At 67.0% G+C, this 25,898-nt stretch carries 20 protein-coding genes; 14 read left to right on the forward strand and 6 right to left on the reverse strand.

The window, feature by feature from the left end; all coding sequences use genetic code 11:
• Positions 1-131 precede the first annotated feature (131 nt).
• Positions 132-1,634, reverse strand: coding sequence for a M81 family metallopeptidase (locus BoBH3_RS22935; protein ID WP_262333181.1), 1,503 nt, complete (start codon positions 1,632-1,634; stop codon positions 132-134).
• A gap of 287 nt (positions 1,635-1,921) precedes the next feature.
• Here BoBH3_RS22935 and BoBH3_RS22940 point away from each other — a divergent pair, with 287 nt between their 5' ends.
• From BoBH3_RS22940 to BoBH3_RS22965, 6 genes are all read left to right on the forward strand, one after another.
• Positions 1,922-3,382: a M81 family metallopeptidase gene (locus BoBH3_RS22940; protein WP_262333182.1), complete on the forward strand. Its 1,461-nt coding sequence runs from the start codon at positions 1,922-1,924 to the stop codon at positions 3,380-3,382.
• The gene (locus BoBH3_RS22945; protein ID WP_262333183.1) at positions 3,373-4,680 is read left to right on the forward strand and encodes an alanine racemase; all 1,308 of its coding nucleotides are present in this window, start codon (positions 3,373-3,375) and stop codon (positions 4,678-4,680) included. Before BoBH3_RS22940 ends, BoBH3_RS22945 begins: the two co-directional genes overlap by 10 nt.
• Positions 4,681-4,876: 196 nt before the next feature.
• Positions 4,877-6,385: a M81 family metallopeptidase gene (locus tag BoBH3_RS22950; protein ID WP_262333184.1), complete on the forward strand. Its 1,509-nt coding sequence runs from the start codon at positions 4,877-4,879 to the stop codon at positions 6,383-6,385.
• 32 nt (positions 6,386-6,417) lie between these two features.
• A complete protein-coding gene (locus BoBH3_RS22955) occupies positions 6,418-7,959 on the forward strand; it encodes an ABC transporter substrate-binding protein (RefSeq protein ID WP_262333185.1) in 1,542 nt (513 codons plus the stop codon).
• Positions 7,956-8,831, forward strand: coding sequence for an ABC transporter permease (locus tag BoBH3_RS22960; RefSeq protein ID WP_262333186.1), 876 nt, complete (start codon positions 7,956-7,958; stop codon positions 8,829-8,831). Before BoBH3_RS22955 ends, BoBH3_RS22960 begins: the two co-directional genes overlap by 4 nt.
• The gene (locus BoBH3_RS22965; protein WP_262333187.1) at positions 8,828-9,775 is read left to right on the forward strand and encodes an ABC transporter permease; all 948 of its coding nucleotides are present in this window, start codon (positions 8,828-8,830) and stop codon (positions 9,773-9,775) included. Before BoBH3_RS22960 ends, BoBH3_RS22965 begins: the two co-directional genes overlap by 4 nt.
• A gap of 8 nt (positions 9,776-9,783) precedes the next feature.
• Here BoBH3_RS22965 and BoBH3_RS22970 read toward each other — a convergent pair whose 3' ends face one another.
• Entirely contained in the window at positions 9,784-10,566 is a 783-nt protein-coding gene (locus tag BoBH3_RS22970) for an IclR family transcriptional regulator (RefSeq protein ID WP_262333188.1), read from the reverse strand.
• Between the two features lie 147 nt (positions 10,567-10,713).
• Between BoBH3_RS22970 and BoBH3_RS22975 the strand changes: the two genes are divergently transcribed.
• Both BoBH3_RS22975 and BoBH3_RS22980 read left to right on the forward strand, forming a co-directional pair.
• Positions 10,714-12,027, forward strand: coding sequence for an aspartate aminotransferase family protein (locus tag BoBH3_RS22975; protein ID WP_262333189.1), 1,314 nt, complete (start codon positions 10,714-10,716; stop codon positions 12,025-12,027).
• A gap of 112 nt (positions 12,028-12,139) precedes the next feature.
• The gene (locus BoBH3_RS22980; RefSeq protein WP_262333190.1) at positions 12,140-12,943 is read left to right on the forward strand and encodes an enoyl-CoA hydratase/isomerase family protein; all 804 of its coding nucleotides are present in this window, start codon (positions 12,140-12,142) and stop codon (positions 12,941-12,943) included.
• A gap of 101 nt (positions 12,944-13,044) precedes the next feature.
• Here the strand turns inward: BoBH3_RS22980 and BoBH3_RS22985 are convergent, their stop codons facing one another.
• Positions 13,045-14,370: an MFS transporter gene (locus tag BoBH3_RS22985; protein ID WP_262333191.1), complete on the reverse strand. Its 1,326-nt coding sequence runs from the start codon at positions 14,368-14,370 to the stop codon at positions 13,045-13,047.
• Positions 14,371-14,550: 180 nt separating this feature from the next.
• On the opposite strand from BoBH3_RS22985, the gene cyoA reads away from it, so the two are divergent.
• From cyoA to BoBH3_RS23010, 5 genes are read left to right on the forward strand one after another with little or no spacing between them, the layout of a single operon-like run.
• The gene (cyoA, locus tag BoBH3_RS22990; protein WP_262333273.1) at positions 14,551-15,630 is read left to right on the forward strand and encodes a ubiquinol oxidase subunit II; all 1,080 of its coding nucleotides are present in this window, start codon (positions 14,551-14,553) and stop codon (positions 15,628-15,630) included.
• A 34-nt stretch (positions 15,631-15,664) separates the two neighbouring features.
• On the forward strand, positions 15,665-17,665 hold the full coding sequence (gene cyoB, locus BoBH3_RS22995) for a cytochrome o ubiquinol oxidase subunit I (protein WP_262333192.1): 2,001 nt from the start codon (positions 15,665-15,667) through the stop codon (positions 17,663-17,665).
• A gap of 9 nt (positions 17,666-17,674) precedes the next feature.
• Entirely contained in the window at positions 17,675-18,316 is a 642-nt protein-coding gene (gene cyoC, locus BoBH3_RS23000) for a cytochrome o ubiquinol oxidase subunit III (RefSeq protein WP_410050638.1), read from the forward strand.
• Positions 18,313-18,687: a cytochrome o ubiquinol oxidase subunit IV gene (cyoD, locus tag BoBH3_RS23005; protein ID WP_262333193.1), complete on the forward strand. Its 375-nt coding sequence runs from the start codon at positions 18,313-18,315 to the stop codon at positions 18,685-18,687. The genes cyoC and cyoD overlap by 4 nt, the downstream gene beginning before the upstream one ends.
• Positions 18,688-18,698: 11 nt before the next feature.
• Positions 18,699-19,406: an SURF1 family protein gene (locus tag BoBH3_RS23010; protein WP_262333194.1), complete on the forward strand. Its 708-nt coding sequence runs from the start codon at positions 18,699-18,701 to the stop codon at positions 19,404-19,406.
• Between the two features lie 13 nt (positions 19,407-19,419).
• Here BoBH3_RS23010 and BoBH3_RS23015 read toward each other — a convergent pair whose 3' ends face one another.
• The 3 genes from BoBH3_RS23015 to BoBH3_RS23025 form a co-directional block, all read right to left on the reverse strand.
• On the reverse strand, positions 19,420-22,599 hold the full coding sequence (locus BoBH3_RS23015; protein WP_262333195.1) for an efflux RND transporter permease subunit: 3,180 nt from the start codon (positions 22,597-22,599) through the stop codon (positions 19,420-19,422).
• Positions 22,600-22,679: 80 nt separating this feature from the next.
• Positions 22,680-23,879 (reverse strand): efflux RND transporter periplasmic adaptor subunit, encoded by a 1,200-nt coding sequence (locus tag BoBH3_RS23020; RefSeq protein ID WP_262333196.1) that lies wholly within the window; start codon positions 23,877-23,879, stop codon positions 22,680-22,682.
• A gap of 60 nt (positions 23,880-23,939) precedes the next feature.
• Positions 23,940-24,776 carry an alpha/beta hydrolase gene (locus tag BoBH3_RS23025; protein WP_262333197.1) on the reverse strand — a complete coding sequence of 279 codons (837 nt, stop codon included), beginning with the start codon at positions 24,774-24,776 and terminating at the stop codon, positions 23,940-23,942.
• Positions 24,777-24,896: 120 nt separating this feature from the next.
• Here BoBH3_RS23025 and BoBH3_RS23030 point away from each other — a divergent pair, with 120 nt between their 5' ends.
• Positions 24,897-25,847, forward strand: a complete 951-nt coding sequence (locus BoBH3_RS23030) for a LysR family transcriptional regulator (RefSeq protein ID WP_262333198.1) — start codon at positions 24,897-24,899, stop codon at positions 25,845-25,847.
• The last annotated feature ends 51 nt before the right edge of the window (positions 25,848-25,898 follow it).

Raw genomic sequence — 25,898 nt, forward strand, 5'->3', positions numbered from 1 at the left:
TGAAGGCCGGATTCAGTGCGTCATTGCGAGGAGCGCAGCGACGAAGCAGTCCAGGGGGACTGGGCTCGACGCTTCGACCCAGCCCCCCTGGATTGCTTCGCTTCGTTCGCAATGACTCCCCGCTTGAATGTCTAATCCAGCGGAAACACCGGTCGCCGCAGGTGCTTGTAGGGCAGGCCTGTGATCCGGCTGGTGCAGGGGCCGAGCGTCGCGACGGTGTAGCTGCCCTTGGCGATCGGATCATAGGCGCGCCGGTGTGCCACGGCCGCCTTCACGCCGATGGCCTTAAGCGTCTCGGGATGGATGCCCTGCGAGCGGAACTGGGCGAGGTCGAAGGGCGGCGTCTTGCGGCTGGTCAGCAGCACGGTGATGCCCTCGACCTGGACCACCACGCTCGGCCCCATGCCGAAGCGCGAGCCCTGCGAGGCCGCGAGGTGGCTGTTGAGGTCCTCCAGCGCGAATTCGCCGTCGCTGGCGCTGACGAAGACCGCTACCGCCTCGACCGGGCCTTCTGCGATGGCGCTGCCCTTGCCGCCGATGGCGAGCTTGCGGGTTTCGCCCGGCGACGCGCCGGCCATGGCGGAGACGGCGTAGGGGTCGGCGATGGCGACGACGCCGTTCTCGACGCCGTGGCGCAGGAAGGCGCGCAGCACCGACGTGCCGTCTCCCGGCGCGCCGCCGCCGATATTGTCGGCCGGCTCGACGACGAGATAAGGCCCTCCCGGCCGCTTCAGCAGATCGGTCACCGCCTCGTCGATGTCCCATTCCGCCGGCAGGCCGCGCTCGCGCAGTGAGATGGCGGTTTCGGTGAGCCGGGCGAGAGCGGCCATTGCCTCCTCATCCGATCCCGTGGTGGCGAGGGCGAAGGCGACGCCGGCCTCGGGAACGTCGGAAAATGAGAAACCGCCGACGACATTTGCGACCCAGATCGTCGGGTTCTCTTCCTCGATCCCCCGGGCGAGTGCTTCGAGGTCCCGCATCGGCGCATCTGCAGTGCCGGTGCCGGTCGGCGGCCAGACGACAGGAGCGTTGCAGGAGAGCATGCGCGGGGCCGCGTCCTCCTTTAGCGCACGCGCCAGCAACCGGGCGGAGCGGACGGCGGATTCGCGGGCATCGGTATGCGGGTTCTCGCGATAGGCGACCAGGACGTTGGCGTTTCTCGCCATGGCGGCGGTGAAATTCGCGTGGAGGTCGAAGACGCCGAAGACAGGCAGTGCCTCGCAGCCCGGCACCGAGCGGATATGGGCGAGCAGCGTGCCTTCCGGGTCGGGGCAGGCGGTTGTCACCATGGCGCCGTGCAGGGCGAGCCAGATGCCGTCGAGCGGGCCGGCCGCGAGTGCGGCTCTCAGCCCGGCATCGAGCCTGGCGAGGAAGCTCTCGAAGACCGCGTGATCGACAGTGCCGGAGGGCAGGGCGGTGTAGTCGACGGTGGGCAAGACCTCCCAGCCTTCCATCGCCGCGACTTCGAGGAAGCCGTCGACCGTGGAGCCGTCGCCACGCCGGGCAAGCAGCGCCTCGCCCTCGCGGATGGAAAAGTCTGAAAGTGGAGTCACTTCGTCGACGAAGCTGTGCGTCTCGTGGAAGAGCGAGCCTAGAAGTATCCGGCGGGGCTTCGGCATGCTGGGCGTGGGCATGATCGGCTCGGGCTCCCTTCTGGCATCGGACCGAAAAGTGGCATCCACTTTTCGGAACAATCCGATGCCATCACAACGCGGTCGATCATCGTGACCGCGTCCGATAGGACGCGCGATGATCGAGGCGAGGCGCCGGCATCTCGGCCGCCGGGGCATTCCGGATCAAGCAAGCATTGTTCCGCCTGAAGGAACATGGACGCTTTGACAGGGCGGCGACAGTCCCGGTTTCATGACGGAGGCCGGCGCTCCGGCAAGGACGGGCGCTGGCGGAGCGGGAAAGCAACCGGATGCGCGTCTTCACAGCTTCGCTGGCGACCGAAACCAACACCTTCGCGCCGCTCTTCGTCGACCGCAGCGCCTTCGAGAGCGCCTTCTACTGCCCGCCCGGCACCCATCCGGAGACGCCGACCCTGTGCTCGGCGCCGATCGTCGCGGCGCGCCGGCGCGCCGCCAGCGAAGGCTATGAGCTTGTCGAGGGCACGGCGACCTGGGCCGAACCCGCCGGGCTCGTCTCGCGGGAGGCTTATGAGAGCCTGCGCGACGAGATCCTCGGCCAGCTTCAAGCTGCGCTGCCCGTCGATATCGTGCTGCTTGGCCTGCATGGCTCGATGGTGGCGCGCGACTATGACGATTGCGAGGGCGACCTGATCGCGCGCATCCGGGCGCTGGCCGGGCCGGATTGCGTCATCGGAGCCGAGCTCGACATGCATTGCCATCTGACGGCGCAGATGGTCGAGAATGCCGATGCCATCGTCGCCTTCAAGGAGTTCCCGCATACGGATTTCCTGGCGCGGGCGGAGGATCTGCTGGAGCTCTGCCTCAAGGCAGCGCGCGGGCAGGTGAAGCCAGTGAGCGCCGTCTTCGACTGCCGGGGGCTCGCCGCCTTCATGACCAGCCGCGAGCCCGGCCGCAGCTTCGTCGACCGCCTCATGGCGATGGAGGGCCGCGACGGCATCCTCTCGATCTCGGTGGCGCATGGCTTCCAGGCGGCGGATGTCGCCGATGTCGGCACCAAGGTGCTGGTCATCGCTGATGGCGACGGTGAGAAGGCTGCAGCGCTGGCGAAGCAGCTCGGCCTCGAAATCCTGCGCTGGGGTGGCGGCGCAACGCCGAAACACTACAAGCCGGAAGAGGGGATCGCGGAAGCGGTGAAGCTGGCCGAGCCGGGCAGGCCGGTGGTGCTGGCCGACCGTTGGGACAATCCGGGTGGCGGCGTCGCGGGCGATTCCTCGGTGATGGTCGAGGCGCTGTTGAAGCACCCCGATGTGCCGGCGGCCATCGGCGCGATGTGGGACCCGGTGGCGGTGAGCCTGTGCCGGGCTGCCGGCGTCGGGGCGACGATCCCGCTGCGTTTCATCGGCAAGGCGGCGCCGTCCTCGGGCAGGCCCATCGATGCGGTGGTCGAGGTCGTCGGCGCGACCGGTGACCTCCTGATCCCCTTCGAGCAGAGCTGGGTCTCGCTCGGCCCGGCCGTGGCGATCCGCATCGGCAAGCTCGACATCGTGCTGGCCTCGACGCGGGCGCAGACCTTCAGCCCGCCGGTTTTCACCGATCTCGGTGTCGACCTTGCCTCAAAGACGGTCGTGGTCGTGAAGTCCTCCAACCATTTCCATGCCGCCTTCGCGCCGATCGCGGCCAGCGTGCTCTATCTCGACAGCGGCGGCCCCTATCCGCCTGACGCAAGCAAGATCCCCTACACCAAGGTGAAACGTCCCTTCTCGCCGCTGGACCCGAACCCATGGCTGTGACTGCTAACGCTGCCCCCCTGCCGCGCCTGTCATTGGAGGCGATCGAGGAGCAGATCGTCGACGATCTGGCAAAGGGCATCCCGCCCGGTGCCTCGCTGCGGCTCGGCGATGTCGGCCGGCAAGGCTGGCATGTGCTGGCCGGCGACATGCCGATGCCGCTCGCCGTGATCCGCGAGAGCGTGCTGAAGGCGAACAGCGCCTGGATGAGCGCCTTCACCGCTGCCAACGGGCTCAAGATCGCTCCGCATGGCAAGACGACCATGGCGCCGCAGCTCTTCGACCTGCAGGTCGCCGATGGCGCCTGGGCGATCACGGTCGCGACCGTGCAGCAGCTCGCCGTGGCCCGCCGCTTCGGCGTGAAGCGCGTCATCCTCGCCAACCAGCCGGTTGGAAAGCAGGAGATCGCGGCCTGCTTCGATGCCCTGAAGGAGCCGGGCTTCGAACTCTATTGCCTTGCCGACAGCCAGACGGGGGTCGAGCTTCTGGCGCAGAGCGCGAAGGTGCTGGGCGGCGGCAATCGGCTGCGCATCCTTGTCGAGATCGGCTTCATGGGCGGACGGACCGGCGCGCGCAGCAAGGCCGAGGCGCTGGCGGTGGCGCGCGCGGTCGCTGGTGCCGCTGGTCTGCAACTCGCCGGCTTTGAATGCTTCGAGGGACTGTACAGCGCGCCCGGTGACGCCGACAGGCTGCTCGACGAGGTGGTGGCGACCGCCGTGGCCGCGGAGAGCGAAGGGCTGCTCGGACCGGAGCCGATGGTGCTCTCGGCGGGTGGGACGTCGCTCTTCGACCGTGTTGGCGAGACCTTCAACGCCGCCGCCTTCTCGCGGCCGATCGTCAAGGTGCTGCGCTCCGGCTGCTACCTGACACATGATTCCACTGTCTATGCCGCCGCATTCCAGCGCATCGCCATGGAGACCAACCTGACGATGCCGCCGGGCGGGCTGGAGGCGGCGCTGGAGGTCTGGGCTTACGTCCAGTCGCGGCCGGAGCGCGGGCGCAGCCTGCTCACAGTGGGCAAGCGCGACATCAGCTACGATTCCGGGCTGCCGGTGCCGTTGCGCTGGTTCCGCCCGGGCGGGACGATGGCGCGGCCGGAGCCGATGCCGGCCGGCCATACCGTCCTCGCGCTCAACGACCAGCACTGCCATCTCGGTACGCCGGAGGAGAGCCCGCTGCAGGTCGGCGACATGGTTGCCTTCGGCATCGGCCATCCCTGCACGACCTTCGACAAATGGGCGCTGCTGATGCTGGTCGACGACGACTGGCGCGTGACGGGAGCGATCCGCACATTCTTCTAGGGAACGGGATGTTCCTTCTCATGGAACATGCGATCCTTGACGCGAAATGCCTGCGGCAACTACGCTTTTGACGTTGCCGCCGTGCCTAGATCGCCGCGTCCTACCGGACGCAAAGTGGCGATCTAGCTCTTTGTTCAGCATCGGATCCTTCCGAAAAGTGGATCCCACTTTTCGGTCCGATGCCTAGGAGGTCGATGTGCGTCTTGCCTTGATCCACATTGTTCAGGAGACGAACGACTTCAATCCGGTGCTAACGACGCTCGCCGACTTCGAGGCATTCGGCCTCGTCGAGGGGGAGGAGATCGCCAGCCAATTCGGTGAGATCGGGCAGATCGGCGGGCACTACGCGGCGGTTCGCGAATCCGGCCTCGCTATCGAGACGGTGCCGATCATCCGGGCCTGGAGCGTGGCGGGCGGGCGCATCTCGCGGGAGGCCTTCGACTTCTTCCAGGCGAAGATCCGGGCGGGGCTGGAAACTGCCGGGCCGATCGATGCGCTGGTGCTGCATCTGCACGGCGCCTGCGCTGCGGAGGGCATCGACGATGTCGAGGGCGAGCAGGCGGAACTCTGTCGCAGAATCCTCGGGCCGGATGTGCCGATCCTGCTCGGGCTCGATCACCACGCCAACATCACCCAGAAGATCATCGACAATTGCACGGCCATCGTCGGGCATCGCACCCAGCCGCATGACGTCTTCGACACCGGCAAGATCGGCACCGAGGTTCTGCTGCGCATCCTGACCGGAAAACTGAATCCGGTCATGGCCTGGCGCAAGATTCCTCTCCTGTCACATCAGGAGCAGTTCCTGACCTCCAAAGGCCCGATGAAGACCTGGTTCGACCAGGCTCGCGCCATCGAGGCGGACAGCCGCGTGCTGCAGGCCTCGAACTATCCGATGCAGCCCTGGCTCGATGTCGCCGAAGGCGGCTGGTCGACCATCGTGGTCACGGATGGCGACCAGTCGCTGGCCGAGACGCTGGCCGATGAACTTGCCGATCTCGCCTGGTCGATGAGGGACGATTTCCAGGTGCGGGCCGCCGTGACGGTCGATGAGGCGGTGCTGGAGGCGGACGCCTTCGCACGTGGCGTCGTCGTGCTGAGCGACACCGGCGACACGGTTTTCGGCGGCGCGGCGGGGGACAGCAATGTGCTGCTGGAGGCGATGCTGCGGCTCGGCATCAAGGGCCGCGCGCTGATGCCGCTGATCTCGGCTGAGGCGGTCGCGACGCTGACCGCAGCCGGCGAGGGCGCGGAAGTCACGCTGCCGCTTGGTGGCGACGCCGCGCCGGCCTTCTTCAAGCCGCTGACGGTGACCGGCACCGTGCGCAAGCTCGGGAGCGGAGCCGTCGCGCTGAATTTCAATCACCAGCCGGAGGTCGATATGGGCCGCGTCGCGGTCTTCGATATCGGGCCAGTGACGCTGCTGATCTCGGAGCTGCGCGGCGTCGCGGGCAATGTGCCGGGCGTCTACGAAGCCTTTGGCGTCAAGCCCACGGACTACAAGATGGCCGTGCTCAAGACGGCCTCGAACTTCCAGTATTTCGACGAGATCGCCTCCGGGCTCGTCCGCGCAGATACGCGCGGGCCTGGGCAGTCCGACGTGTTCACGCTGCCCTGGCAGCGGATTCCACGGCCGGTCTACCCGTTGGAGACAATAAGCGACTGGCGGGCGCATTCGTCCCAGCCGGGAGCGGGGAAGGGCTGAAATCGAATTCTACAAACAGAGAGGGGAAAGCGATGACAAAGCTGTCGCGACGTCAATTCTGCATGACCGGCCTGGCTTTGGGCGGCGCCCTGTCGCTGGTGGGAGGGCTGCCCGCGGGCGCCCAGCAGCTCAAGGGCGGCACGCTCCGGGTGGCCGTGCTGTCGGAGCTTGCGAACTATGATCCGCAGCAGCTCTCGACGGTGAACTTCCACGTCATCAAGAACCTCTATGACAGCCTGATCGAGTATACCCCGGAGGGTAAGCCGGAACCGAGCCTGGCGACGGCTTGGACGATTTCGCCGGACAAGACCTCGGTTAGCCTCACGCTACGCGACGGCGTCACCTTCCACAGCGGCACCCCGTTCAAGGCGGATTCCGTGCTGGCGACGCTGCAGAAAGGCGCCGATCCCAAGCGCGGCAAGAACGTCTTTCCGACGATGTCGATCGTGAAGGACTGGTCGGCGCCGGACGACCGCACCGTCGTCATCAACTTCAAGGCGCCGGTGCCGGAGCGGCAGATCCTCGACCTGCTGCAGTTCCTGCTGCCGATCGATCCGAAGGGCATCGACATGGTCGAGACGGTGCCGGCCGGCACCGGGCCCTATACGCTGGTCAGCCGGGCGGTCGGGCAGGGGCTGCGGCTCAAGGCCAATCCGAAATACTGGCGGCCGAACCAGCCGGTGATGCAGGACCTCGTCTTCACCGTCTTCACCGAGGATGCGGCCGCGACCGCCGCGCTCGAATCCGGAGCAGTCGACATCGTCTATGGCGGCTCCTCGCGCAGCGCGGTCCGGCTCAAGAACGGCGGCTATCAGGTCTTTGCCGGGCCGGGACCGCTGGTGCAGGTCTTCCGCATCAACTCGACCCGCGGACCCTTCCGCAATAAGTCCTTCCGGCAGGCCTTCAACCATCTGATGGACCGCGCCAGCATCCTGCGCGTCGGCTATGCCGGGATGGGGCAAGAGGTGGCGCTGCCCTGGGCGCCGGCAAGCCCGGCCTTCGACGCCGCCTATACCAAGACCTATGGCTACGACATCGAGAAGGCGAAGAAGCTCATCGCCGCCTCCGGCCTCTCGGCCGACGAGATGAAAGGCTGGAAGCTCCTGGTGAACGGCAGCGACGAGGCTTCCGTCTCGATCAGCCAGATCGTGCAGGGCTCGCTGCAGAAGGCCGGCATCCCCGTCGAACTCGACATGCGGCAGGGCGCGGAATACGTCACCGCGCTGCTCGGCGGCGATTTCGCTGCGACATTCGGCGCAGTCGGCAATGTTCAGAAATTCCCGTCGCGGGTCGCCACGAACTCGATCTACCGGACCTCCGGCAATCCAGTCCTGAAGGACCCGCATCCGCATCCGGACTATGTCGCAGCCATTGCGAAGGTCGATGCGGCGACCGGCAGCGCGGCCGAGGTCAAGGCGTCCTATGACAACCTCAACAAGGTCATGGTGGAGGAGGCCTTCGGCGTCCCGACCAACTCCTACGACGTCGGACTGATCGTGGCCTCGGACAAGATCGGCGGGATCACGCTCGACATTGACAACCTGCTCGTCGCGCGGACCATCGGGTTCAAGTGACGGGGCTTGCTGCGGCAGGGCGCCTGCTGCGCCGGCTTCTGGCCCGGCGCGGCGCGGCGCTCAGCCTCGCCTTCCTGACGGTGGTGGGGCTGGCGGCGCTGTTCGCCGGCCTCATGCCGCTCGATCCGTTGCGGCAGAACATCGCGGAATCGCTGAAGCCCCCGTCTCCGGACGCCTGGTTCGGCACGGACGAACTCGGCCGGGACATTCTTGCGCGTGTGATCTATGGCGCGCGAACCTCGCTGGTGACCGCCTTCGGCGCGGTCGTCATCGCGGCGCTGATCGGCGTGCCGGTCGGGCTCGTCGCCGGTTTCTACGGAGATTGGCGCGATTCCATCCTGATGCGCTGCATCGACGTGCTGCTGGCGCTGCCGAACATCCTGTTCGCCATGGCGCTGATCGCGGTGCTCGGCCGCAGCCAGGGCGCGGCGCTGGTCGCGGTCGGCGTCGCCGGCATCCCGGGCTTCGCCCGCATCGCGCGGGCGCAGGTCATGGCGCTGCGGCAACTCGATTTCGTCATGGCGGTGCGCGGCTTCGGCGGCGGGCCAGCCTACATCATGTTCCGCACGATCCTGCCCAACGCCCTGAGTCCATTGGTGGTTCAGGCGATCGTGCTCGCCTCGATCGCGATCCTGCTGGAAGCGGCGCTGGCCTTCCTCGGGGTCGGAGTGCCGCCGCCGACGCCGAGCTGGGGCGAGATGCTGCGCACCGGCAAATCCTATCTCTACGAGGCGCCGAGCTATGCCGTGCTGCCCGGGCTTGTGCTGACGCTGACGATCCTGTCCTTCGACACGATCGGCCGGGCGCTGACGGCGATCATCGACCGCGACGAGACCGACGGCGTCCGCGAGACGGCCGGGGGCGGCCGATGACGGGCTATATCCTGCGCCGCCTTGTCCAGATGCTGCCCGTTCTGCTGCTGGCCTCCTTCGCGATCTTCGCGATGATCTATGCCGTGCCGGGCGGGCCGGTTGCGGTCATCGTCGGCGAGAACGCCTCGCAGGAGGAGATCGCCGCCGCGATCCAGCGCTACGGGCTCGATCGGCCGATGGTGGTGCAATATCTCGACTGGCTCGGCCGCGCGCTCACCGGCGATTTCGGGCTTTCACTGCATAGCCGCCAGCCGGTGCTGCAACTGATCGGCGAGCGGCTCCCGGCGACATTGCAGCTCGCGCTCGCCGCCATCGTCGTGGCGCTGGTGCTGGGCGTTCCCGTCGCCATCGCCAGCGCTGTGAAGCCGAACTCCTGGCTCGACCGGGTTCTGAGCGGCTGGAGCGCGCTGGCGCTCGGCGTGCCGACCTTCTGGCTCGGCATCCTGCTGATCCTGCTCTTCGCGGTGGAGCTGCGCTGGCTGCCTTCGGCCTCGCGCCATGTGCCGTTCTGGGAGTCACCCGTCGAGGCGCTGCGCAGCCTCGTGCTGCCGGCGCTCACGCTCGGCACCTATGTCTCCGGCATCCTCGCCCGCTTTCTGCGCGCTTCGCTGATCGGGGAGCAGCGGGCGGACTATGTCCGCACCGCCCGCGCCAAGGGCGTGCCGGAGAGGCGCATCGTCGGCCTGCACATCATGCGCAACGCGCTGCTGCCCTTCGTGACCATCGTTGGGCTGATGATGGCGAACTTCATCGGCGGGGCGGTGGTGACGGAAGCCGTCTTCACCTATCCGGGCATCGGGCGCCTGCTCATCCAGGCCATCAGCACGCGCGACTACCCGCTGATCCAGGGCTGCATCCTGATCATCCTGGTGGCCTATATGCTGATCAACCTCGGCGTCGACCTGCTCTATGCCTGGATCGATCCGCGGATCGAATACCGATGAGCGGAGCGTCAGCCCGGCGGGTGCGAGCCGAGCGTGGCCGAGATGCCGGCCGCGACCTCTCGCAGTCTCACGCCCGCCTTGGCCGCCAGAGAATGCGGCATCCGCATCAGCGGCGCGGAGATGGACAGTGCCGCGACAGGGTAGCCGTCCGCGTCGAGGATCGGCACGCCGACGCACATGGCGCCGTCCTCGTTCTCTCCCATCTCGGTGGCGTAGCCGGAGCGCGCCACCTGCCTGAGCTGCCGCTCGATCTCCTCGCGTTCCAGCAGGGTTCGGCCCGTGCGCTCGGTCAGCGGCAGGTCGAGCTGGTGCTGGCGTTCGGCGTCGGGCAGGAAGGCGAGGATCGCCTTGCCGAGCGCGGTCGAGTGCATCGGGTGGCTGTCGCCGATGCGCGCCTGCATCCTGAGCGAGCGGTTGGCCTCGACGAGGTCGATATAGACGATCGTGCCGTTGCCCTTCACGGCGAGGTTCACGGTCTCGTTGAACTCCTGCATCAGCCCGATCATCGCCGGCCGGGCCAGTTCGCGGACCTTGCTGACGCTGGCATCCGCGCGCGCGATGGAGCGCAATTGCGGGCCGAGATTGTAGCGGTCGGTCGCGCGGTTGTGGTCGAGGAAGCCGGCGGCCGTCAGCGTCTGCAGATAGCGGAAGGTCGTCGTCTTCGGGATCTTCAGTTCCTTGCTGACGGCGGTGAGCGCGATCTCGTGGCTGTGGCGGGCGACGAGCTCCAGCACCTTCAGCGCCTTCATCACCGGCTGCACGACGTAGGGATTGTCCGGCTTCTTCGCCATGGCGGCTGCGCCCTTCCTGGCCTGTCTGCGGGCCGAATAGCCGCCTGAAACAAATTCCGCAAGGCGAAACGAGTGTTCCTTTACACGGTCCGGACGCTCTGGTGAGGTCGTAGGAAAGCAGCGAAGGACAGCAGGGGAGAGACGCCAGTGGCAACGAATGGCACCGAGCTCAGCTTCGCGGAATCGGCCCGGCAGATCGCCGAGAATGCGCGCTACATCGCGGGCGGCGCGAATAGCAATTTCCGGCTCGGCATGGCGGGTGGGCCGCTCGTCTTCGAGCGTGGCGAGGGCCCCTATCTCCATGACGCCGACGGCAACAGGCTGATCGACTATTACTGCGCCATGGGCGCCACCGTGCTCGGACACACGCCCGGCCCTGTACTGGAGGCGGTGCGCAAGCAGAGCGAGAAGGGCATCCTCTACGCCGGCCAGGCGCCGATCGAATACGAGGCGGCGAAGCTGATCTGCGAGCGTATTCCCTGCGCCGAGCGCCTGCGCTTCGGATCGTCCGGCTCGGAGGTGGCGCAGGCCGCGATGCGGCTGGCGCGGGCCTTCACCGGCCGGAACAGCATCGTGAAGTTCGAGGGGCATTATCACGGCTGGTTCGACAACATCCTGTGGTCGACGGCCCCGGGCCTCAACGCGGCCGGGCCCGAGGACGCGCCGACGCCGGTGATCGGCTCCAAGGGGCAGGATCCGGCGGCGGGCGAGGGGCTCTCGATCCTGGGCTGGAACGATCTGGCGGTGCTGGAGGCGCGGCTCGCCAAGGGCGATGTCGCCGCCGTGCTGATGGAGCCGGCGATGTGCAACCAGGGCGCCATCGCGCCGGCGCCGGGCTATCTGGAGGGCGCGCTCGCAGCCTGCCGCAAGCACGGCGCGCTGCTGATCTTCGACGAGGTCATCACCGGCTTCCGCCTCGCGCGCGGCGGGGCGCAGGAGCGCTTCGGCGTGACGCCGGACCTCTGCATCATGGCGAAGGCCATCGCCAACGGCTTCCCGGTCGCGGCCATCGCCGGCCGGGCGGACGTCATCGATCTCTTCGCCGACGGGGTGCTGCATGGCGGCACCTTCAATGCGCAGCCGATGGTGATGGCGGCGCTGGTCGCGACGCAGACCATGCTGACGCCGGAGCATTACGCGCGCAGCTCGGTCAACGGCCAGCGCCTGCAGGACGGCATCCGCGCCATCCTGGCCGAGGAGGGCATCAAGGCGCAGGTCGGGGGCTTCCCGCTGATGTTCCACGTCGCCTTCGGGCTCGACCAGCCGGCGCGGAACTACCGGGACGTGGCGCGTGCGGACAAGGCGACTTACGTCCGCTTCGCCCATGCGCTGCTCAAGCGCGGCGTGCGTGCGCTGGAGCGTGGCGCGTGGTTCGTCTCGTCCGAGCATGATGCCGGGGTGGTCGACGCCACGCTCGAGGCTGTTCGCGGCGCGGCGCGGGAGGTGAAGGCGGCGGCGTGAGGGTTTCGCGCGACGTCGGTATGCTGCATGCTGGGCTTGACCCGGGCCTCGCCTGGACGAGATTCTCGGGTTCCCGCTGCGCTGCGCCCGAGAGAGAGGCGCCGGTTGCGGCATGACCGAACGGGAGCGCAGCTTGAACGACGAAATCCTCTATGCGGTCGAGGGCGGGATCGCGACGATCACGCTCAACCGGCCGCAGGCGCGCAATGCGCTGACCTTCGCCATGTATGAGCGCATTGCCGAAATCTGCCGCGACCCGGCGGCGCATGGCGATCCGCGCGTCATCGTCATGACCGGGGCGGGCGAGAAGGCTTTTGGCGCCGGCACCGACATTTCGCAGTTCCGCTCCTTTTCGACTGGCGAGGATGCGCTCGCCTATGAGGGGCGCATCGAGACGGTGATAGGCACGATCGAGCGCTGCCCCGTGCCGACGCTGGCCGCGATCTCGGGTGCGGTCACCGGCGGTGGGGCGAGCATCGCGCTCGCCTGCGACATCCGCATCGCGACGGTGACGGCCCGCTTCGGTTTCCCGATCGCGCGCACGCTCGGCAACTGCCTGTCGATGGAGAATTACGCCCGGCTCTACGCCCTGCTCGGGCCGGCGCGGGTCAAGGACATCGTCATGACCGCGCGGCTGGTCGAGGCGGAGGAGGGGCAGCGGATCGGGCTCTACAGCGAATTGCTGCCGGACCATGCGGCGCTGATGGCGCGGGCAGGCGAACTGGCGAAGACCATCGCCGGCCATGCGCCGCTGACCATGCGCGCCACCAAGGAGGCGATGCGCCGGCTGACGGGCGCTGCGGCCGAGGGGCTCGATGGCGATGACCTTGTCAGGCTCTGCTACACCAGCGCCGATTTCCGCGAGGGCATGGAAGCCTTTTTGGGCAAGCGGCCGCCGGTCTGGCAGGGGCGCTGACACGTCGTCATTGCGGGGAGCGTAGCGGCGAAGCAATCCAGGGGCGGCAGAGTTCTGCGTCGTCCTGGATTGCTTCGCTGCGCTCGCAATGGCGGCGCGCGCTACCCGTAACGCCCCTGCATCCGGCGGTCGATCGCCAGCGCCGCGAGCGTGCAGAGCGCGCCCGAGAGCAGGTAGACGCCGACCCAGGCGAGGCCGAAGTCACTGGATACAAACAGCGCCACCAGCGGCGCGAAGCCGGCGCCGAGCAGCCAGGCGAGGTCCGAGGTCAGGGCCGCGCCGGTATAGCGGTACTGCGCACCGAAGCTCGAGGCGACGGCGCCCGCCGTCTGGCCGTAGGAGAGGCCGAGCAGGCCGAAGCCGATGATGACGTAGATGGTCTGGCCGGCGAGGCTATCGCCGAAGAGCAGCGGTGCGAAGATGCTCGAAAGGCTGAAGCCGGCGATCATCGCGCCCGACAGGATCAGCGTGGCGCGGCGCCCGATCTGGTCGGCGATCAGGCCCGAGGTGACGATCGCACCCGCGCCGACCACGCCGCCGGCGGCCTGCACCATCAGGAACTCCGAGACGGAACGATCAGTGAAGAGGTTGATCCAGCTCACCGGGAAGATGGTGACGAGGTGGAAGAGCGCGAAGCTCGCCAGCGGCACGAAGGCGCCCAGCACCAGCGTGCTGCCATGGGCGCGGATGAGCTCCGCGACCGAGACCGGCACCAGCTCGCGCGTTTCCATCAGCTCGGCGAATTCATGGGTCGCGACCATGCGCAGCCGCGCGAAGAGCGCCACGACGTTGATCGTCAGCGCGACGAAGAAGGGATAGCGCCAGCCCCAGCCGAGGAAATCCTCCTTCGAGAGCGCGCCCTCGAAATAGGCGAAGAGCCCGGCGGCGAGGATGAATCCGAGCGGTGCGCCGAGCTGCGGCAGCATCGCATACCAGCCGCGCCGGTTCGGCGGGGCGTTGAGCGCGAGCAGCGAGGACAGGCCGTCCCAGGCGCCGCCAAGCGCGATGCCCTGCAACAGGCGGAAGCCGGCCAGGATCACCACGGACCAGATGCCGATCGTCGCATAGCCGGGCAGGAAGGCGATTGCCGCGGTGGAGCCGCCGAGCAGAAACAGGGCTGCCGTGAGCTTGGTCGCGCGGCCGTGGCGGCGGTCAATGCCGAAGAACAGCACCGAGCCGAGCGGGCGCGTCACGAAGGCGAGCGCGAAGATACCGAAGGCGTAGAGCGTTCCCGTGAGCTTGTCGACGAAGGGGAAGACCAGCTCGGGGAAGACCAGGACGCAGCCGAGGCCGAAGACGAAGAAGTCGAAATATTCGGAGGTCCGGCCGATGATAACCCCGAGCGCGATGTCCGCCGGCGTGACGTGATCCCGCCCATGATCATCGGTCCGATGCCCTGATGGGTGGCTCAACGCGTCCGCGCTCATGACCGAGCTCCTAGCTGGCGGCAGGCAGGAGCGATCGGGCTTGCCCGCATGTCCTGTAAATGGATACGGTGGATAGAAGCGAGGCGTCAAACCCCACAATGGGACAGATTGTCCTATGTGCGTTGCGAAAGAACGGACGTAGAGAGCGGCAGTTCCCGGCTTAGGGAGGTCTTGAGTCTCGTGCGAAATCCGCGCTTTTTCCTGCTGTTGCCGCTTTTTGCCGTGCTTGGTGGCTGCCAGATGGTGCTTTTGTCGCCGTCCGGCGATGTTGCGGTGCAGCAGCGGAACCTCATGCTCGCCTCCGTCGCGCTGATGCTGATCGTCATCATCCCGGTGATGGCGCTGACCGTGTTCTTCGCCTGGCGATACCGCGCTTCGGCCAAGGCGACCTATCATCCGGACTGGAACCACTCGCTGCCGCTGGAGGTGGTGATCTGGTCGGTGCCGCTGCTGATCATCGTGGTCCTCGGTGCGATGACCTGGATGGGCACGCATCTGCTCGACCCCTATCGTCCGCTTAACCGGATCAGCGCCAGCAAGCCTGTCGCGACGGCCAAGATGGGCGAGAGGACTCCGGCGAAGCAGCCGCTCGTGATCCAGGTGGTGGCGCTCGACTGGAAATGGCTCTTCCTCTACCCGGGGCAGGGCATCGCCTCGCTCAACGAGGTCGTGGCGCCCGTCGATCAGCCGATCGAATTCCGCATCACATCGTCTGCGGTGATGAATTCGCTCTTCATTCCGGCGCTGGCCGGCCAGATCTACGCCATGCCGGGCATGCAGACGAAGCTCCACGCCGTGATCAACCATGCCGGCGAATTCGAGGGCTTCTCGGCCAACTACAGCGGCGCCGGATTCTCCGACATGCGCTTCCGCTTCCGCGGCGTCGACGACAACGCCTTCGGCGAGTGGGTCCAGACCGCGAGCCGCAATGGCGGCCCGTTGCAGCGCGAGGACTATCTCGTGCTGGAACGCCCGAGCGAGCGCGAGGCGGTCCGCCATTTCCGCGACGTTCCGGCCGATCTCTTCGAGGCCATCCTCAACCGCTGTGTCGACCGGGCCAAGCTCTGCATGCGCGACATGATGGCGATGGACGCCCGCGGGGGCGGCGGCAAGGAAGGCATCGCGACCGTCGCCGCGCTCGAATACGACAAATCCGTCCGGCGAGGCGGGCAACCGCTGCCGCCGCGCCCGTTCGTGCTCGCGATCGCCTGCACGCCGTCCGACGTCTACGGCACGGCAGGCGCGCGCCGGTCGAACTGATGCCGGTCTGCCGGCTCAAGCAATCGAGGGAAGCATGACCTCCTATCCCGACTGGTGGAAGCTTCTTTTCGGGCGCTTCACCCTCGAAGCGATCCCCTATCATGAGCCGATCCTGATCGGCACCTTCGCGGTCGTCGTCCTCGGCGGGCTCGCGCTGGTCGCCGTGGTCACCCGGTTCAAGCTCTGGGGCTATCTCTGGCACGAGTGGTTCACCAGCGTGGACCACAAGAAGATCGGGATCATGTACATGATCCTCGGCGTGATCATGCTGCTGCGTGGCTTCGCCGACGCGCTGATGATGCGCGGCCAGCAGGCGATCGCCTTCGGCGCCAACGAGGGCTATCTGCCGCCGCACCATTACGACCAGATCTTCACGGCCCATGGCGTCATCATGATCTTCTTCGTGGCGATGCCCTTCGTCACGGGACTGATGAACTATGTCGTGCCGCTGCAGATCGGCGCTCGCGACGTGGCATTCCCATTCCTCAACAATTTCTCGTTCTGGATGACGGTCGGCGGCGCCGTCCTCGTGATGGCCTCGCTCTTCATCGGGGAGTTCGCCAAAGTCGGGTGGCTGGCCTATCCGCCGCTGTCGGGAGCCGCGTACTCGCCCGGGGTGGGCATGGACTACTACCTATGGGCCCTGCAGGTTGCGGGCGTGGGTACGACCCTGTCCGGCGTCAACCTGATCGCGACCATCGTGAAGATGCGCGCGCCGGGCATGGACCTGATGAAGATGCCCGTCTTCACCTGGACGGCGCTGTGCACCAACGTGCTGATCGTCGCGACCTTCCCGATCCTGGCGGCGACGCTCGCTCTGCTGACGCTCGACCGCTATGTCGGCACCAACTTCTTCACGAACGATCTCGGCGGCAACCCGATGATGTACGTGAACCTGATCTGGATCTGGGGGCACCCGGAGGTCTACATCCTGATCCTGCCGATCTTCGGCGTCTATTCGGAAGTGGCCTCGACCTTCTGCGGCAAGCGCCTCTTCGGTTATGCCTCGATGGTCTACGCCACCGTGGTCATCACCATCCTGTCCTATCTCGTGTGGCTGCATCATTTCTTCACGATGGGCTCGGGCGCCAGCGTGAATTCCTTCTTCGGCATCACGACGATGATCATCTCGATCCCGACGGGGGCGAAGATCTTCAACTGGCTGTTCACGATGTATCGGGGCCGCATCCGCTTCGAGCTGCCGATGATGTGGCTCGTCGCCTTCATGCTGACCTTCGTCATCGGCGGCATGACAGGCGTCATGCTGGCGGTGCCGCCAGCCGATTTCGTGCTGCACAACAGCCTGTTCCTGATCGCCCATTTCCACAACGTCATTATCGGCGGCGTCGTCTTCGGCGTCTTCGCTGCCATCGCCTACTGGTTCCCCAAGGCCTTCGGCTTCAAGCTCGACCGCTTCTGGGGGCTGCTCTCCTTCTGGTTCTGGGTCATCGGCTTCTACGTCGCCTTCATGCCGCTCTATGTGCTGGGGCTGATGGGCGTGACGCGTCGCCTGAACCGCTTCGAGGACCCGTCGCTGCAGATCTGGTTCGTGGTCGCGGCGATCGGCGCGGTGCTGATCGCGCTCGGCATCCTGTGCTTCATCATCCAGATCGCGGTCAGCATCCTGCGGCGCGAGCAACTGCGCGACACGACCGGCGACCCGTGGGAGGGACGCACGCTGGAGTGGTCGACCTCCTCGCCGCCGCCGGCCTACAACTTCGCTTTCACCCCCGTCATCCACGACCTGGACAGCTGGGACGACATGAAGAGGCGCGGCTACGAGCGCCCGCTTTCCGGCTTCGGGCCGATCCACATGCCGAAGAACACCGGCGCAGGTGTCATCATCGCGGCGCTGGCGACCCTCTGCGGCTTTGCGCTGATCTGGTACATCTGGTGGCTGGCGGCAGCGAGCTTCGTCGGCATTCTGGCGGCCGTGATCATCCACAGCTTCAACTACGATCGCGACTTTCACATCCCGGCCGAAGCGGTTGTGCGCGAGGAAGATTCGCGCAGCCGGGCGCTGGCCGGGGCCTGAGGAAAGACGATGGCCAAAGCGACGACGATGCCGCACACGCCGCAGGGCGACGTTCCGGTCTTTCACCTGATGGAGGGCGCGCCCGAGCATCATCCCGGCGACTCGACGATGCTCGGGTTCTGGATCTACCTGATGAGCGACTGCCTCATCTTCGCGGTTCTCTTCGCGACATATGGGGTGCTGGGCCGCAACTATGCGGCGGGGCCGTCGGGGGCGGATCTCTTCGACCTCAGGCTGGTCGCGGTCAACACGGCCATGCTGCTGTTCTCCTCGATCACCTACGGCTTCGCCATGCTGGCGATGGAGAAGGGCCGCCAGGCGGCGCTGCAGGGGTGGCTCGTGGTGACGGGCCTCTTCGGCCTCGCCTTCATCGGCATCGAGCTCTACGAGTTCTCCCATCTGATCCATGAAGGCGCGGTGCCGCAGCGCAGCGCGTTCCTGTCGTCGTTCTTCGCGCTGGTCGGCACGCACGGCCTGCACGTCACCTTCGGCCTGATCTGGCTCGTGGTTCTGATGGTGCAGGTCCGGCAGCGCGGGCTGATCGCGGCCAATCGCCGCCGGCTGATGTGCCTGAGCCTGTTCTGGCACTTCCTTGACGTCGTCTGGATCGGCGTCTTCACCTTCGTCTACCTGATGGGCGTGCTGAAATGAGCGGAAGCCAGAACCACGCCGAACACCATGACGGGCACGGCAACCACGGCGGCGAAGGGCATGGCAGCCTGCGCGGCTATGTCACCGGCTTCCTGCTCTCGGTCATCCTCACCGCGATCCCGTTCTGGCTGGTCATGAACGACGTGCTCGGCAATTCGACGTTGACGGCCATCGTGATCATGGCCTTCGCGGCCGTCCAGATCGTCGTCCATATGGTCTATTTCCTCCATATGAACAGCCGCGCGGAGCAAGGCTGGAACATGATGGCACTGATCTTCACGATCATCATCGTGGTGATCGTGCTCGCAGGCTCGCTGTGGGTGATGTTCCACCTCAACACCAACATGATGCCGGACGTGCACAAAATGTAAGGCTTCAGGCCGTGCGGCTCGTCTTTGTCGCCGGAGCCTGTCTGCTGACTTTGGTCTGCGCGGGGCTCGGCGTCTGGCAGATGCAGCGGCGGGTCTGGAAACTCGACCTGATCGCCCGGGTCGATGCCCGCATCCACGCCCCGCCGGCGGCAGCGCCGGGGCCGGTGGAATGGCCACGGATCGATGCCGCGGCTTACGAATATCGCCGCGTCGCCTTGCAGGGCCGCTATCTCGACATTCCCGAGACGCTGACGCTGGCGGTGACCGAACGCGGACCCGGCTTCTGGGTGCTGGCGCCGCTGCGGACGCAAGCTGGCTTCACGGTGCTGGTCAATCGCGGCTTCGTGCCGGATGACAGGCGTGGAGCGGAGGAACGGCGCAAGGTTGCGGGCGAGGAGGCGAGGGTGGTCGGGCTGCTGCGGCTGAGCGAGCCAGGTGGCGGCTTCCTGCGCTCCAACGATCCCGCGGCCGGGCGCTGGTATTCGCGCGATGTCGCGGCGATTGCGCAGGCGCGTGGAGTGAGCAGCGTCGCGCCTTATTTCGTCGATGCGGATGTTGCTTCCGAGCCCGGCCCTCTGCCGCAGGGCGGGATGACGCAGACCGGTTTCCGCAACACGCATCTGGTCTATGCGCTGACCTGGTTCTGCCTTGCGCTGATGAGCGCGGCGGCCGGCATCTTCCTCGTCCGCAACAGGGACGAGGAGACGCCGGCCGCCTAGGTTCGGAGCGACCTCAGGCTGCCTTCAACTCGCTTTCTTGCTCAGTGCGGTGCTGCGTCAGCGGGCGGTTGCCCGCCAGCTTGCGCATCAGCACGTAGAAGACCGGCGTCAGGAAGATGCCGAAGGCGGTGACGCCGATCATGCCGGCGAAGACCGCGATGCCCATCGCCTGCCGCATCTCGGCGCCGGCCCCGGTCGAGATCACCAGCGGCACCACGCCCATCACGAAGGCGAGCGAGGTCATCAGGATCGGACGCAGGCGCAGGCGGCTGGCCTCGATCGCGGCCTCGACCGGCGTCCTGCCCTCGAATTCGAGCTCGCGCGCGAATTCAACGATCAGGATGGCGTTCTTCGCCGATAGACCCACCAAGACGACCAGACCGATCTGGGTGAAGACGTTGTTGTCTCCGCCCGAGAGCCAGACGCCGGTCAGCGCCGCGAGCAGGCCCATCGGGATGATGAGCAGGATCGCGATGGGCAGGGTCAGGCTCTCATACTGTGCCGCCAGCACGAGGAAGACGAGCAGGATGGCGACCGGGAAGACGATCACCGCCGAATTGCCGGCGAGGATCTCCTGATAGGTCAGCTCCGTCCATTCGAAGGCGAAGCCCTTCGGCAGGGTTTCGGCCGCGATGCGCTCCACCGCCTCTTGCGCCTGTCCCGAGGAGAAGCCCGGGGCCGCGCCGGCATTGATGTCGGCGGCGAGGAAGCCGTTATAGCGCATCGCCCGCTCCGGGCCGGAGTCCGTGCGCACGTTCAGCACGGCGCTGAGCGGGATCATCTCGCCGCTGCTGGAGCGCACCTTGAGCTGGCCGATATGCTCGGGCTGGGCGCGGAAGGGTGCGTCAGCCTGGACGCGCACCGTGTAGGTGCGGCCGAAGCGGTTGAAGTCGTTGACATAGGTCGAGCCGAGATAGGTCTGCAGCGTGTCGAACACCTCGGTCACCGGCACGCCGAGCTGGCGGGCCTTGGTGCGGTCGATATCGGCATAGAGCTGCGGGACGTTGACCTGGAAGCTCGAGAACATGCCGGCGATCTCCGGCGCCTGCGCGGCCTTGCCCATGAAGGCCTTGGTCGCCTCGTCGAGCGCGGCATAACCCAGGCCCGCGCGATCCTCGATCTGCAGCTTGAAGCCGCCGATCGTGCCGAGCCCCTGGACGGGCGGGGGCGGGAACATGGCGATGAAGGCCTCCTTGATGCCGGCGAACTCCTTGTTGAGCTGCATCGCGATGGCGTTGCCGGAGAGGGCAGGGTCCTTGCGCTGGTCGAAGGGCTTGAGACCCACGAAGACGATGCCGGCGTTGGAGGAGTTGGTGAAGCCGTTGATCGAGAGGCCGGGGAAGGAGATGGCGTTCTCGACGCCCGGATGCTTCAGCGCGATCTCGTCCATGCGGCGGATGACATCCTCCGTGCGGTCGAGGGTCGCGGCGTCCGGCAGCTGCGCGAAGCCGACGAGATACTGCTTGTCCTGGCCCGGGACGAAGCCGCTCGGCACGGCCTTGAACAGCACGCCCGTCATGCCCAGCAGCACGACATAGAGCGCGAGCACCACGGCGCGGTGCGAGATCGCGCGCTTCACGCCGCCGCCATAGGCCTCCGAGGAGCGATGGAAGAAGCGGTTGAAGCCGCGGAAGAACCAGCCGAAGGCGCGGTCCATGAAGCGTGTCAGCGCATCCTTCGGGGCGTGGTGCCCCTTGAGCAGCAGCGCTGCGAGCGCGGGCGAGAGCGTCAGCGAGTTGACCGCCGAGATCACCGTCGAGATCGCGATGGTGAGCGCGAACTGGCGGTAGAACTGCCCGGTCAGGCCCGAGATGAAGGCCAGCGGCACGAAGACTGCGACCAGCACCAGCGCAATCGCGATGATGGGGCCTGAGACCTCGCGCATCGCCTTGTAGGTGGCTTCACGCGGGGCGAGCCCGGCCTCGATGTTGCGCTCGACATTCTCGACCACGACGATGGCGTCGTCGACGACGATGCCGATAGCCAGCACCAGCCCGAACAGGCTCAGCGCGTTGATCGAGAAGCCCATCAGATACATCACCGCGAAGGTGCCCACGACGGAAACCGGCACGGCGATGAGCGGGATGATCGAGGCCCGCCATGTCTGCAGGAAGACGATGACCACCAGCACGACCAGCGCCACCGCCTCCAGCAGCGTCGTGATCACGGCCTTGATCGAGGCGCGCACGAACTGGGTGGTGTCGTAGACGATCGAGTAGTCGACGCCTTCCGGCATGTTCTGCTTGATCTCGCGCATCGTCTCCTGGACGCGGTCTGCAATGGCGATGGCGTTGGAGCCGGGCGCCTGGAAGACGGGGACGGCGACGGCCGACTTGCCGTTCAGCAGCGAGCGCAGCGAGTATTCAGCCGCTCCGAGCTCGATGCGGGCGAGGTCCCTCAGGCGCACCACCGCGCCATCGTTGCCGGTCTTGACGATGATCTCGCCGAACTGCTCCTCGCTCTGGAGGCGTCCCTGCGCGTTGACCGAGAGCTGCAGGTCGAGGCCGGGCGCGTTTGGCGAGGCGCCGATGACGCCGGCCGCGGCCTGGACGTTCTGGGCGCGGATCTCGCGCACCACGTCGCCGGGCGAAAGGCCGTGCTCGGCCACCTTCTGCGGGTCGAGCCAGATGCGCAGCGAATAGTCGCCCGAGCCGAAGAGCTGCACCTGCCCGACGCCGTCGATGCGCGCGAGCCGGTCCTTGACGTTCAGCACCGCGTAATTGCGCAGATAAGTCATATCGTAGCGGCCGTTCGGCGAGGTGATGTGAACCACCATCGTCAGGTCGGGCGAGCTCTTGATCGTGGTGACGCCGAAGCGGCGCACCTCCTCGGGCAGGCGCGGCTCGGCCTGGGCGACGCGATTCTGCACGAGTTGCTGCGCCTTGTCCGGGTCGGTGCCGAGCCGGAAGGTGACGTTCAGCGTCATGGTGCCGTCGGTCGTCGCCTGGCTGGACATGTAGAGCATGCCCTCGACGCCGTTGATCTGTTCCTCGATCGGGGTCGCCACCGTCTCTGCGATGACGCGCGGGCTCGCGCCCGGATACTGCGCGCGCACGACGACGGTGGGCGGCACGACCTCGGGATATTCCGAGATCGGCAGCGCCCGGATCGAGAGCAGGCCGGCGAGGAAGATCAGGACGGAGAGGACCGCCGCGAAGATCGGCCGGTCGATGAAGAATTTGGAGAGGTTCATGGGTTGCGCCCCCTTTCGAGCGGCTTATCGGACGCGAACCGCGGGCCCGCTCTGCGGCGCCCGCGGCCGGTCGTGAACTGTCAGCGTTGTGCGAGTTCGGTCGCGGGCTTCTTGAGTTCGCTCTTCTCGGCCATCGGCACGGGCTCGGCCGCGACGGTGGCGCCGGGGCGGATGCGTTGCAGGCCGTTGACGACGACGCGCTCGCCGGCCTTCAGCCCGGCATTGACGACGCGTAGCCCATCATAGGCGGCGCCGAGCGAGACCTCGCGCCAGGCCGCCTTGCTGTCGTCGCCGACGACGAAGACGAACTTCTTGCTCTGGTCGGTGCCGACGGCGCGTTCGTTGATGACGAGCCTGGGCTCGGCCTTCGCCTGGCCCAACCGGACGCGGACGAACTGGCCGGGCATCAGCCTGCCGTCAGGATTATCGAGCAGGGCGCGGACGCGCACCGTGCCGCTCGCGCCGTCGATGCCGTTGTCGACGAAGTGCAGCCGGCCGCTGAAGCGCGCGGCATCAGTGGTCGCGGTGGTCAGCTGGACCGGTATCTGCTCCAGCGCGCGCGACCCGACCGGCAGCGAGGCCAGCGCATCGAGCACGCTGCGCTCGTCGGCATTGAAGGCGGCATAGATCGGATCGACCGAGAGGAGTGTGGTCAGCACCTGCCCGCCGGCGGCGATCAGGTTGCCGGTGGTGATGTCGAGCCGGCCGATGCGGCCGCTGATCGGGGCGCGGATCTGGGTGTAGTCGAGGTTGAGCTGCGCCGTGCGGCGGGCGGCCTCGGCGGCGCGCTGATTGGCCTGCGCCTCGCGCAAGCCGTTGACGCGGGTGTCGAGATCGCGCTGCGAGAGGTTGCGGCTGGCGATGAGCTGCTGCCCACGCTCGTTCTCGCTTTCGGCAAGCGCGACGCGGGCCTTCGCAGCGAGCACCTGAGCCTCGACGCGCTCCAGCTCGGCAAGGTAGGGCGCCTGGTCGATGCTGACGAGCAGGTCGCCCTGCTTGACCAGATTGCCCTCGCGGAAATGGACGGCCTCGACCACGCCGGCCACGCGCGAGCGCAGCTCGACGCGCTCGATCGCCTCCAGACGGCCCGAGAATTCGGCCCAGGGCACGATCTCGCGGGCCTCGACGGTGGCGACGGAGACGGGGATGGCGGGCGGGGCGGCGGGTGCCGTGTCACCCTGCGCCCGGCCCCCCGAAAGGGTGACGGCGGCGATGGCGGCAAGCGCGACGGAGGCAGTCAGGCCGGCCAGAAGGCCACGGCGGTTCGTTCCCTGAAACATGGGTTTAGGTCCTTGCTTGAAATGGGTCGGAATTCGGAAAGTAATGTCGCCCGAACGGCGCTAGGACGGTGCGGTCCGGGCGTAGAAATCTGCGATGGCGCCGCGCGCGCTACACAGGCAGGAACTCTCGCGCGGCGCTTCGGCATAAGCCTGCGGCCAATGCGTCGGAGCGTTCTCGACGATATGCTTCACCGCGACGCCGGCCTTTGTCAGCAGCATGGCGTATTGAGCGACCTCGTCCCGCATCGGGTCATCCTGCGCGCTGACCAGCAGGGCGGGCGGCAGGCCGGCCAGGCGGGCCGCGTTGAGCGGCGTGGCATAGGGATGGCCGGCTCGCTCGGGCTCGCCGAGATAATCCGCCCAGCCATCGGCCCATTGGCAGCCGACAGGTCCGGCATGGGCCGCGCGCAGCGAGGCGGTGCCGAGGCAGGAATCGAGCATGGGCGAAAGCAGGATCTGGCCGGCCAGCGCCGGGCCGCCGCGATCCCGCGCCATCATGGCGAGCGCCGCCGCGAGATTGCCGCCGGCCTCCTCGCCCGCGACGTAGAGCGGCGCCTTGCGGGTGGCCCAGCGCGCGCGCCCTCTGGCGACAGCGTCGAGCGCATCATAGATGCTGTCGAGCGCCTGCGGAAAGGGATGGGCCGGGGCGAGCGGATAGGAGAGCGAGAAGACGACTGCGCCTGAATCGGCCAGGACCGTGGCGACGGCTTCGCCCTCGGCCAGCGAGCCGCTGTTGAAGTGGCCGCCATGCAGATGCAGCACGAGGCCAGCCGCGTCCGGAACCTCTGCCGGCGCATAGAGCCGGCCGTCGAAGCGGCTGCCCTGCACCAGCAGACTCTCCTTCCGCCAGAAGACGGATGGGACGGTCTGAAATCTCTCGGTGGCGATGGAAGGCATGCTCGCCTCCGCTGTTGCGTTGCAGCATGAGATAATTGCGAGTTATTCGGCAATAAATAGGCTGTTTGCTTATTCATTATTCCTGTATGGAAACAATCTCCATTTGAACGAGGCATTCCCATGGATCAGCTGACAGCGATGCGGGCCTTCGTGCGGGTCGTCGAGGCTGGCACCTTCACCCGCGCCGCCGACCTGCTCGAAATGCCCAAGCCGACGGTGACGAAGCTGATCCAGCAGCTCGAGACGCATCTGCGCGCGCGCCTGCTCAACCGCACGACGCGGCGTGTGACGGTGACCATGGACGGCGCCGCTTATTACGAGCGGGCGCTGCGCCTGCTCTCGGAACTGGACGAGCTCGACGCCTCGATGACGCTCGCACAGGCGCGGCCGAGTGGGCGGCTCAAGGTCGATTGCAGCTCGGCGCTGGCGACTTCGGTCATCATCCCGGCGCTGCACGAGTTCCATGCGCGCTATCCCGATATCCAGGTCGATCTGGGGCTCAGCGACCGCGCGGCCGACTTGCTCGCCGAGAATCTCGACTGCGCCATCCGTGCCGGCGAGATCGTCGACCAAAGCCTGATCGCGCGGCGGGTCGGGGAGATGCAGCTGATCTCATGCGCGACGCCGGACTATCTCGCACGCGCCGGCACGCCGCGCCATCCACGCGAGCTGGAGGAGAGCCACCATATCGTCGCCTATCGGCCGGCACAGACCGGGCGCGTCATGCCCTTCTTCTACCAAAACCACAGCGAGGCGATTGAGGTCACCGGGCGCTACACCGTCTCGGTCAATGACGGCATGGGCTATCTGGCAGCGGCGCTGGCGGGGCTCGGCGTCGTGCAACTGCCGACCTTCATGGCGCGCGCGCCGATTGCGGAGGGGCGCCTGGTGCCGATCCTGCTGGACTGGTGCACGGGGCCGAAGCCGCTGCACATCGTCTATCCGCCGAACCGGCATCTGAGCAACAAGGTCCGGGTCTTCGTCGATTGGCTGGCCGAGCTGTTCTCGCGCGACATGCTGGTGCTGCAGCCGGGCGAGAAGATGGCCTGCATGGTCGAGGCCGCGGCGTAGCAGGCGTCAGGCTGTCATGCTCGGCCGCCCGGCAATGACGCTCTTCCCCGA

The organism is Allobosea sp. BH3, assembly GCF_025499465.1.
Taxonomy (GTDB): domain Bacteria; phylum Pseudomonadota; class Alphaproteobacteria; order Rhizobiales; family Beijerinckiaceae; genus Allobosea.